Consider the following 10,696-nt stretch of genomic DNA (forward strand, 5'->3'; position numbering starts at 1 on the left):
CCCGGGGGCCCCGGGGGCCCCGGGGGCCGGGCTCCCGGCTCCCGGCTCCCGGCTCCCGGCTCCCGGCTCCCGGCTCCCGGCTCCCGGCTCCCGGCGAGGCGAAACCCTCACCTGATCTCGAGGATCTTCTCCCGCATCGCGTACACCACGGCCTCCATCCTGGAGTGCAGCTGCAATTTCTCCAGAATGTTGCGCACGTGGTTCTTCACGGTGTTCTCGCTGATGAACAGCTCCTTGGCGATATCCCGGTTGTTCATTCCGGTCGCCACCAGCTTGAGCACCTCCAGCTCCCGGTCGGTGAGCCGGGGCGCGGGCACCAGCCGCCGCTCGTCGGTGCGCTGGATCATCGACTTGAACTCGGTCAGCAGCTTGGCCGCCATCGACGGGCTGATCTGCGACTGGCCGTCCGCCACCGCCCGGATGGCGGTCGAGACCTCGTCGGTCGAGATCTCCTTCAGCAGATAGCCCGTGGCCCCAGCCTTGATCGCGTCGTAGAGATCGGCTTCCTCATCGCTGATCGTCAGCATGATGATCTTGGCGCTGGGTGCCACCTCCTTGATGGCGGTGCAGGCCTCGATCCCCCCGCGCTTGGGCATCCGCACATCCATCAGGACGATGTCCGGCAGCAGATCCGCCGCCTTGTCCACGGCCTCGGCCCCGTCCCCCGCCTCGCCGACGACCTGGATGTCCTCCTCCTGGGCCAGGACGATCTCCAATCCACGCCGGAAGAGCGCGTGGTCGTCCACGACGAGGACCCGAATCGGCTCCTTGCGCGGTTCGCCGCGCGGCTCGCCCCCGTCCGGACCGACGCCATGGTCTTCACCGGCGTCGGACACGGGCCCGAAGCTGTCCGCCATCGTTCCTCCCCCTGAAGGCCATGGCCCTTGCGGTCCGCACCCTGGGTGCACTCGGTCTGGCGTCAACCGGTGTTTGCGGTACACCGGTTGGTCGCCCGGCCATGATTTCATGCCCGGACGGCGGAATGGTCCCGCCGTAGTCGCACGGAGGTGCCCCGGGGGGCGCGCAGACGCTCCGGGGCACCACTTACGTGTCAGGCTGGATTCGGCTGAATTTCTCGGTCAGCCACCGAGTGCGCCGCCGGCGCCGCCGGCTGCCTCTCCGACGAACGCTTCCGGCTGAAGATGAATCACCCCGTAGTCATAGCCATGCCGCCGGTAGACGACACTGGGCCGATTGGTGTCGGAGTCGACGAACAGATAGAAGTCGTGCCCGACCAGCTCCATCTCGTAAAGAGCCTGGTCGAGCGACATGGGAGCCGCGGCGTGCGTCTTCTCCCGGACCACCAGGGGGCCCTCGCCCTGGACTTCCAGGGGGCCCATCCGGGTGGTGGGGACGGTCTCCGTCGTGCGCTGGGGGGCGATATCCCCATGCCCGTTGATGCGCGCCGCGTTGGGCACGGTGATGGCCACGTCGCTGGCCGGAATGCGACCGTTGCCACGGCGCGTATGGCGCTTGTCGTGCTGCTTGCGCATCCGTGCCTCCAGCTTGCTGGCCGCCAGGTCCAGCGCTGCGTACGGATCGGCCGCGGCGGCCTCCGCCCGGATCACCGGGCCGCGCGAGCGAAGCGTGATCTCCACTCGGTCGGCGCGGTCGGACTGCCGCGGGTTGTGCTCCTTGGACACCTCGACGTCGAGGCTGATCACCTTGCCGTCGAGCTTCTGGATCTTATCCAGCTTCAGCTTCTCGGCCACGTGCTTCCGGAACCGCTCGGGCACCTCAGTTTTACGGCCCTTGACGACGATGTCCACGCAGAACTCCGTTCCCGGGTAGCTCCAGTCAATATCGGAGCGTCATCCCTTGTGCACTTGGCTCCGGCGTCTTCCGGAGCCACCGGCTTGGCGCTTTCAGCTCCTCCTTCCCACGGGGAGGATCTCAATCCCGTTTGTTCCAAGCCTCACTAGAATGCAGGCAAAACACGCCAAGCGGATGAGTGAGTCATAGCACCCGCCATTCCTCACAACCGAACATAGCTCGACCGGTCGGAAGTCGGCACCCCCTACCGGCCCGTACCTCCGATCAGGTGCTTTGCCACGCTTATCACCTGCAACGATGTGGCTTCGTAATCAGTTCCGGTTGGTGGCCGTCAGGGGTGCCGCGACCACGGCAGCGCCGATGACCAGCCCACCGGCCGCCGTCACCGCCCGCGCCGCCTCCGCGAGCGAGGCTCCTGTGGTCATCAGATCGTCCACCACCACTACCGGGCCCGCCACCAGCAGCCGTCCGCCGCCGGGGACCGCCCCCAGCGCACCGGTCACATTCGCCCGCCGCTGCCGCGCGTCCAGCCCCGACTGGTCGGTCACCCGGCGCCGCTGGCACAGCACGGCCGGGACTCTCGCCGGGCGCCCGTCGGCACGCAGCACGCTCGCCGCGGCGAGCGCGATCCGCCGAGCCGGGTCATGCCCCCGGGCGCCCACCGAGCGCCGGGCCGACGGCACCGGCACCAGCAGCAGCGGCGCTCCGCGAGGTCTCGCACCCGGCCCGGCACCGGGTCTCGCACCCGGTCCGGCCTTCTGTCCCAAGCTCGCCCCGGCACCCGGTCTCGTACCCGATTCGGTCCCTGGTCTCATCCCGGATCCAGTACCCGGTCCGGCCCCGCATATCGCGCCCGATCCCAAGACCGCCCGCCCTCGGGACCCCGCACCGGGCCCGCCGCCGGGGCAGGCCGCCCGCACGGCTCTCGCCAGCGCCTCGCCCAGCGGCCGCGCCAGCCGGAGCGCTCCACGCTCCTTGTGCGCGAGCAGCACCGCCCGCGCCTCGTCCACGTAATCCACCGCCGCATGGACCACCGGCAGCCCCGGCGGCGCCGGGCTCGGCTCCACCCGGCGCGCCCCGGACCCGCGCAGCGCTCCACGACAACGACCACACAGCGTGCCTCCCGGCCGACCGCATCCGGCGCAGTCGGCCGGCAGCACCAGATCAGAGATCTCCTGCCACCAGCCCCGCATGAAGACCACTGTCCCGGTGGTCAGGCCCCCGCGCCACCCCTTGTGGACAACCGCGCACATGTGGACAACCGGCCACCCCCGATCGGTGTCCTGGCCTAAGAGCCGGGGCAGACCCAACCAGAGCAGACCTGGACCCAACCAGAGCAGATCTGGACCTGGCCGAGCAGACCTGGCCGCGCAGACCTAGCCGGGGTAGACCGGAGCCGAGCCGTCCTGGTCCACGGTCTTCCAGTCGGTGTTCGGCAGCAGCCGCACGATGCCGTTCTCCCTGGTCTCGGCGATAAGCGGCCGGGTCTGGTCCTCCGAGGCCCCGATCGACTGCACCCCGTTCGGCCCCGGCACCTCCGGGACGTTCGACGGGGAGCCGTCCGTCTCCACGTACTGCAGCTGCTGCACCCCGTCCGACTCCCGGCCCGCGACCACCAGCCGGCTGTCACCCGCCCAGGAGAAGGTGTCCACGTCCTCCAGCTTCGGCGCGACCGCCCGCAGCGCCCCCACCGAGAGCTCCGGGGCGTCCGCGGCGCCCCGCCGCTCGATCCGGCCGAGCCGCAGCGTGGTGTGGCCGGACCGCTTGACCAGCATCGCGATCCTGGAACCGTCCGCGGACACCCGCAGCGCCGTGATCCGGCCACCGTCCAGCTTCGGCAGCCGCACCTCGTCCGCCGGTCCGGTGCCGCCCGGCAGCCGCAGCAGCCTCGGCTGCCGCGGGTCCCGGTCGGCCACCCACAGACCGCCCAGCCCGTCCCAGCTCGGCGCCGTCAGACCGTGCTCCACGCTGCCGCCCCGGCTGCGCACCCGCACCTTGCCGCGGTCGGCGTCCGACGCGAGCTCGGTCACATACAGCGCCGAGCCGTCGGCGGTGACCCCCGCCGCGTCCCGCTCGTCGCGGGAGACCGCCACCGAGCCCAGACCCGCGTCATCGGCGCCGAACGGCCCCGGCACCGGCTGTGGCCGGTCCTCGTCGTCGGACAGCCGGACCATCCGGTGTTCGGAGTCCACGAAATACTGGTGGCGCGGATGGCCCTCGACCCCGTCCGGGGCGTAGGCCCGCGCCGCGTCACTGGAGAGGGCACATAGCTCAGAACCGTTCTGCCGCTCCAGCCGCACCCCGCTGACCTCGGACGATCCCTCGCCCAGATTCTGAACCGTGAACAGCGTCTGCGCCGCCATCCGGGCGCAGCGCGCCGCGCTGATCTGCGCGGCCGGCTCGTTCAGCCGGATCTTCAACGCGTTCGAGTCGTCCAGCGACAGCCGCTCGTCCCGGCGGCCGAGCGCCGCACCACGCGGGAAGGAGCTGCTGACCACCGGCTCCAGCCACCCCGTGGGACCGTCCAGCAGCGCCTTGACGGTCGCGGTCACCGGGTCGATACGGCGCCGCACATAGACCGGATCGGCCACCAGCACGTTGTCCCCGGCCTTCGAATCCTCGGCGTCCGGGCCGAGATCGGCGAAGTAGTACTTGTTGACCGAGCGGTAGATGCGCTGGAAGTCGGACTCGCCGAGGATCAGCCCCCGCGGCGGCCCGTCGATGCGCCACTCCGAACCGCTCAGCGTGAGATGGATGCGCTCCTCGTACGGCTGCTCATCGGGCTTGTAGGCGTGGGTCTCGTCCACGACGGCGATCCGCTTGCCCGACAGCACGACCGTCTTACCGTTGCCGTCCCGGTCGCCCGGGTCCGTCTCCACCCGCACGTCAGGCGCCTGGTCCAGCACAGTGGTGGCCGCGAAGGGCTGCCACCGCTTGACCGCGCTCTTGGTCAGGTACTCCTTCGCCGTACCGAAGTTCTCCTCGTCGCTCGTCGTGGCCTCCAGGAAGCCGGAGACCAGCTCCGCGGGCTGCTCGCCCTTGCCCGGACTCACCCCGTACACCCGCACCTGCGAGTCGACGTCGGAGCGCGGTGAGGAGTCCACCCGCCGCACATCGCCGCTGTCGGGCATCGAGGCGCAGCCGGACAGCAGCAGGGCGCCACAGGCCAGCAGCACGGGCGCGCTCAGGCCCCGGCCGCCCGGGGGGCGCACACGGCGGCGGAAACGGCGACGGTCGGCACGGTCAGCGCCCACGGGGGCGGCCCTCCCCTTCGTTCGATGGCGTCGGCCGGGAGGACGGCTCCTGGCCGCCCCGCGGCCCGTCGGACGGCGTCTCCGTGGTGCCACGCACCACCCGGGCCCCATTGCCCGGCAGGGCCGTCGGATCGGCGGCGGGCGCCACGACGTCGGCGGGCAGCGCGGATCGCGGCTGCGCGGGCACCGCCGCCAGCCGCTCCGCCGCGGGCTGCGGGGTCACATCACTCGGACGGCGGTTGCGCCGGGAGTCCTCGGGCTCCAGGGGGATCGGCGAGCCGCGCAGCACATCGCCCGCGGTACGCGGCAGCGTCAGCCGGAACTGCGAACCACCGCCGGGCTCGCCCCACGCCTGGAGCCAGCCGCCGTGCAGCCGCGCGTCCTCCACCGCGATCGACAGGCCCAGACCGGTGCCGCCAGTAGTGCGCGCACGGGCCGGATCGGCCCGCCAGAAGCGGTTGAACACCCGCGTCGCCTCGCCGGGCTTGAGCCCGACGCCGTAGTCCCGCACCGCGACGGCCACCGCGCCGCCCGCCGTCGCGAGCCGTACGACCACATCGCGGCCCTCGCCGTGCTCCACGGCGTTGACCACCAGGTTCCGCAGCACCCGCTCGACGCGGCGGGGGTCCGCCTCGGCGATCACCGGCGCCTCCGCGCCCCGCACCAGGATCCGGGTGCCCTTGGCCTCGGCGAGCGGCTCGGCCCCGTCCACCACCCGGTGCACCACATCGCGCAGATCGATCGGCTCGGCCTCCAGCGCGGCCGCGCCCGCGTCGAACCGGCTGATCTCCAGCAGATCGCTGAGCAGCGACTCGAAGCGGTCGACCTGGCCCCACAGCAGCTCGGCCGAGCGCGCGGTGATCGGATCGAAGTCCCCACGTGCCTCATGGATGACGTCCGCCGCCATCCTTACGGTCGTCAGCGGAGTGCGCAGCTCATGGGAGACATCGGAGACGAAGCGGCGCTGCATCCGGGAGAGCTCCTCCAACTGCTGGATCTTGAGCTGGAGGTTCTGCGCCATCTTGTTGAACGACTCGCCCAGGCGGGCGATGTCGTCCTCCCCGGTGACCTTCATCCGCTCCTGGAGCAGTCCGGCCGCCAGACGCTCGGAGATCCCCGCCGCCATCCTCACGGGCGTCACGACCTGCCGGACCACCACCCAGGCGATGGCCCCGAGCAGCACCACCACGAACACCCCGGCCGTGGCCAGGGTGCCCTTGACCAGGCTCAGGGACTTCTCCTCCTGGGAGAACGGGAAGAGGTAGTACAGCTGGTAGGCGTCGCCGTTGTTGTCGTCCAGACGCTTGCCGATGATCAGCGCGGGCTCGGAGTCCCCGGAGCCCGCGTGCACGATCTTCCCGTAGCGCTCATACGGGGCGGTGCGGCCCTCGTCCACGCGACGGCGCAGATCGGCGGGCACACTGTCCGGCTGGACATCACCGGATGCCCGCGGCCCCCGGCTGGCCACATAGGGCGTCTCGCCGGAGTCGGAGCTGAGCGCCACCACCGAATAGGCACCCTTGCCGCCGCTGGCGAGCTGCTCCACCAGCGCGTTCAGCCAGGCACCGGAGTCCTGGGCACCGGCCCCGGCCCCGTCCTGGCCACGGTTGTCGCTCTTGCGGTCGGCCATCTGCTCGGCCACCTCGAAGCCACCGACAGCCTGGCCCTGCGCCGCATGGCGCTTGGCGTCCAGCAGACCGTTGCGCACCTGGCCGATGACCACCAGGCCCAGCAGCAGCACCACACCGAGCGACATCAGCAGCGTGGTGGCCACCACGCGCAGCTGGATGTTCCGCCGCCACAGCCGGGCAGCGGGCAGCAGCGGACGGCGCACCCACCGGCCGAACAGCCGGATCACCGGGTGGGCCGGCCCTCCGGACGCCCCGTCGGGCAGCAGATGCCCGCCGCTCCACAACCTGCGCAGCAGCGGTATCTCACCCGCCGGGTCTGGCCGCCCAATCCGGGCACCCTCCGGAGCCCCGCCGCCCGGTCCATCGGGCGGCGGCGCCGTACCACCGGTCATCTCAGCTGGGCCCGGCCTTGTAGCCGACACCGCGCACGGTCACCACGATCTCCGGCCGCTCCGGGTCCTTCTCGACCTTCGACCGCAGTCGCTGCACATGCACATTCACCAGCCGGGTGTCGGCGGCATGCCGATAACCCCACACCTGCTCCAGCAGCACCTCACGGGTGAACACTTGCCACGGCTTACGGGCCAGCGCCACCAGAAGATCGAACTCCAGCGGCGTCAGCGCTATCGACTGGCCGTCCCGCTTCACCGAGTGCCCCGCCACGTCGATCACCAGATCGCCGATGGCCAGCTGCTCGGGCGCCGGTTCCTCGGAACGCCTCAGCCGTGCCCTGATCCGGGCCACCAGCTCCTTCGGCTTGAACGGCTTGACGATGTAGTCATCCGCCCCGGACTCGAGCCCGACCACCACATCGACCGTGTCGGTCTTGGCCGTGAGCATGACGATCGGCACCCCGGACTCGGCCCGGATCAGTCGGCAGACCTCGATGCCGTCCCGTCCGGGCAGCATCAAATCGAGCAGCACAAGATCGGGCTTGGTCTCGCGGAAGGCGGCAAGAGCCTTGTCGCCGTCCGACACGAACGACGGTTCAAAGCCTTCGCCGCGCAGCACGATGCCAAGCATCTCTGCCAGTGCGGTGTCGTCGTCGACGACAAGGACGCGTCCCTTCATATCGACATCATCCCATTACCCGATCGTGACCTGGTCCACAGCTCGGCGATACCGTCCTCGGTGACCGGGGAAATCACGCCCTCCTCGGTGACGATCGCCGTCACCAACTCCGGTGGCGTGACGTCGAAGGCCGGATTGTGGGCCTGTGTGCCCAGCGGAGCGACCGGCACTCCGGTACCCGCCTCCTGTCTGGCGATGGGAGCATACGGAATTGTGATGTCTGTCACTTCATGACCAGGACGCTGTTCGACCTCGATCGCGGCTCCGTCGGGGGTGGCCGGGTCCACCGTGGTGGTCGGGGCCACCACCACGAACGGCACATGGTGGTAGCGGGCCAGCACCGCGAGCGGATAGCTGCCCACCTTGTTGGCCACCGAGCCGTCCGCGGCAATCCGGTCCGCACCGATCAGCACCGCGTCCACCTCACCGGCCGCGAAGAGCGAGCCCGCCGCATTGTCGGCCAGCAGCGTGTACGCCATACCGGCGCGCGCCGCCTCGTACGCGGTCAACCGCGCTCCCTGGAGCAGGGGCCGGGTCTCGTCCACCCAGAGCCGCCGCAGCTGCCCCGCCCGGTGCACCGCCTTGACCACAGCGAGGGCGGTCCCCTCGCCTCCGGAGACCAGGGCGCCGGTGTTGCAGTGGGTGAGGATCCGATGACCCCCGGCAGGCAGCAGCTCTTCGAGGAGCGCCTGACCACGAGCCGCCATGCGCTCGCTGGCCTCGGCATCCTCCCGGTGCAGAACACGGGCCTCGGCGAGGGCCGCCACGGCGGCCTGAACGTCGTCCGCGTCGTCCCGGAGCGCGGCGTGATACGCGGCGACGGCACGGCGGACGCCATAGGCGAGGTTGACGGCCGTGGGACGGGCATGGGCAAGCGATTCGGCGGCCTCGTCCACATCGAAGCCGCGGGCCGCGGCAAGCGCGACCCCGTATGCCCCGGCGAGGCCGAGCAGCGGGGCGCCGCGCACGGCGAGGGAGCGGATCGCCTCCACCAGCGCCGGCACATCGGTGCACACCAGATCGACCTCTTCGGCGGGCAGCCGGGTCTGGTCGAGAAGTACCAGTACGGGTCCCTCAGGGGGCTCCTCCCAGCGCAGCGCCAGGGCGGTGGGAGGTATGGAGCCTTCCGGGGACACCGGATGCTGATCAGCCATCCGCCCAGTCTGCCTTGTGCGCCACCGACTATTGAAGTGCCGGACCGCCCCCAGTGACCGGTACGCGGCGGAACGCACCGTGGCACGATGGCTGACATCCGCCCGCCGCGGACGCCGCGGCCGGTCAACGAACAACCTACGGAGCGACGATGAATGACTCTCCGGGCTGGGCCCCGCCCGGATCGTCCCCTTCCGACGAACCGGACCACGGCGCTCAGCAGCAGGGCGAGCCCGCCGACCAGCCCGCCCCGGAACAGCGGGCATGGGGCGAACAGTGGGCCCGCCACCAGCCGCCGCCCGGCCGCTGGGCCGCATCGGGAGGCCGCACGCCACCACCGGTGCCACCCGCTCCCGCGCCGGGTGGCGGATGGGGCACCGGCCGGCGTCAGCCGCCCGCTCCCCGCCCCGGTGTCATTCCGCTGCGGCCGCTGGGCGTCAGCGAGATCCTGGACGGTGCGGTGGCCATCATGCGCGCCCACTGGCGCACGGTCCTCGGTATTTCGCTGATCGTCTCGATCGTCACCCAAGGTCTGATCACGGCCGCGACGGGACTGTGGTTCAACGACGGCCGAGGGAACGAGAGCAATGTCCTCGACGATCCGGACGCCACCGTCGGCCAGGCGCTGCGCGCCGTCGGCGACATCCTCGGGGACAGCGGAGCCACCCTCCTCCTCGGCGTCCTCGGAACGATCGTCACCACCGCCCTCATGACCGTGGTCGCCGCGCGGGCGGTGCTGGGCCGGAACGTGTCCGCCAGGGAGGCATGGGCCGGTGCCCGGCCGCACCTCCTTCAGCTGTGCGGGCTGCTCCTGCTCATCCCCACCATCGCCGCGGCCGTCATCGCCGCCGGTATGACGCCGGGTCTGCTGCTGGCCGTCGCGGGCGTGCCGAGCGAGGGTGCAGCGCTGGCCTCTCTGGGCGGGCTCGCCGCGGCATGCGTCGCCGCCTGGCTCTGGGTCCGCTTCAGCCTCGCCGCTCCCGCGCTGATGCTGGAGAAGCAGGGGATCATCAAGGCCCTGCGACGCTCCTTCAAGCTGGTGCGCGGCTCGTGGGGGCGCGTCTTCGGCATCCAACTGCTGGCCGTCGTCCTGGTCTTCATTGTCGGCGCCATCGTCGAGATCCCCACCAGCCTGGTCGCCATGGTGATCGGCGGGGACAACGCCATGGACTGGCTGTCCGGCGAATCCGTCTCCGTCGGCTGGACCTTCCTGATCGTGGTCGGCGTCGGCGGAGTGATCAGCTCGACCATCACCTTCCCGATCAGCGCGGGTGTGACGGCCCTCCTCTACATGGACCAGCGCATCCGGCGCGAGGCCCTCGACCTCGAGCTCGCCCGCGCCGCGGGGGTGCCGGGAGACTCGGCGGAAGGCCATGGCGAGGACCAGCCGACCGTCGGCTCCACGTCCTGGAACTGACGGCATCACAGCAGGCGGGGACGGACGGGGCGTCACCCTACGCCCCCTCACCGCACAGCCCGTCATACTCACAGGCCATCACCTCACCCTCCGCCCGCTCGGCACATATACCCCGCTGCCACTTGGGCCTCTTGACTGGCCATCAACGGGCCGTCTGACCGACCCTCACTGACTACTCTGCGTGACCTCGACCTCGCAGCGCCAGAGCGCTGATACCCTTTCACTCGATCCGGTGGAACATCCGATCGAGTGGGAACGCAAAAATGCCTCGGTCCCGAGCACATAGTGCTCGGGACCGAGGCTAAAGATTGTTCGGCGGCGTCCTACTCTCCCACAGGGTCCCCCCTGCAGTACCATCGGCGCTGAAAGGCTTAGCTTCCGGGTTCGGAATGTAACCG

General features: G+C 70.8%; 8 protein-coding genes and 1 rRNA gene. 1 reads left to right on the forward strand and 8 read right to left on the reverse strand.

The window, feature by feature from the left end:
• Positions 1-107: 107 nt before the first annotated feature.
• From J2Z30_RS48160 to mtnA, 7 genes are all read right to left on the reverse strand, one after another.
• Positions 108-857, reverse strand: coding sequence for a response regulator (locus J2Z30_RS48160; protein ID WP_014061176.1), 750 nt, complete (start codon positions 855-857; stop codon positions 108-110).
• A 222-nt stretch (positions 858-1,079) separates the two neighbouring features.
• Positions 1,080-1,769 (reverse strand): ribosome hibernation-promoting factor, HPF/YfiA family, encoded by a 690-nt coding sequence (gene hpf / locus J2Z30_RS48165; RefSeq protein ID WP_020870848.1) that lies wholly within the window; start codon positions 1,767-1,769, stop codon positions 1,080-1,082.
• Between the two features lie 315 nt (positions 1,770-2,084).
• Complete coding sequence (locus J2Z30_RS48170; RefSeq protein ID WP_044581848.1) at positions 2,085-2,966, reverse strand: ComF family protein; 882 nt, start codon at positions 2,964-2,966, stop codon at positions 2,085-2,087.
• Between the two features lie 183 nt (positions 2,967-3,149).
• Positions 3,150-5,027, reverse strand: coding sequence for an LpqB family beta-propeller domain-containing protein (locus J2Z30_RS48175; protein WP_308280288.1), 1,878 nt, complete (start codon positions 5,025-5,027; stop codon positions 3,150-3,152).
• Positions 5,017-7,050 carry an MtrAB system histidine kinase MtrB gene (gene mtrB, locus J2Z30_RS48180; protein WP_245389329.1) on the reverse strand — a complete coding sequence of 678 codons (2,034 nt, stop codon included), beginning with the start codon at positions 7,048-7,050 and terminating at the stop codon, positions 5,017-5,019. The genes J2Z30_RS48175 and mtrB overlap by 11 nt, the downstream gene beginning before the upstream one ends.
• Position 7,051: 1 nt before the next feature.
• The gene (mtrA, locus tag J2Z30_RS48185; RefSeq protein ID WP_020870844.1) at positions 7,052-7,729 is read right to left on the reverse strand and encodes a two-component system response regulator MtrA; all 678 of its coding nucleotides are present in this window, start codon (positions 7,727-7,729) and stop codon (positions 7,052-7,054) included.
• On the reverse strand, positions 7,726-8,883 hold the full coding sequence (gene mtnA, locus J2Z30_RS48190) for an S-methyl-5-thioribose-1-phosphate isomerase (RefSeq protein ID WP_044574421.1): 1,158 nt from the start codon (positions 8,881-8,883) through the stop codon (positions 7,726-7,728). The genes mtrA and mtnA overlap by 4 nt, the downstream gene beginning before the upstream one ends.
• A 149-nt stretch (positions 8,884-9,032) precedes the next feature.
• On the opposite strand from mtnA, the gene J2Z30_RS48195 reads away from it, so the two are divergent.
• Positions 9,033-10,298 (forward strand): DUF7544 domain-containing protein, encoded by a 1,266-nt coding sequence (locus J2Z30_RS48195; RefSeq protein WP_044574419.1) that lies wholly within the window; start codon positions 9,033-9,035, stop codon positions 10,296-10,298.
• 310 nt (positions 10,299-10,608) lie between these two features.
• Here J2Z30_RS48195 and rrf read toward each other — a convergent pair.
• A 5S ribosomal RNA gene (gene rrf / locus J2Z30_RS48200) occupies positions 10,609-10,696 on the reverse strand; the annotation flags it as partial.

Origin of the sequence: Streptomyces iranensis, from assembly GCF_017874715.1 — a bacterium.
In the GTDB taxonomy this organism is placed as follows: domain Bacteria; phylum Actinomycetota; class Actinomycetes; order Streptomycetales; family Streptomycetaceae; genus Streptomyces; species Streptomyces iranensis.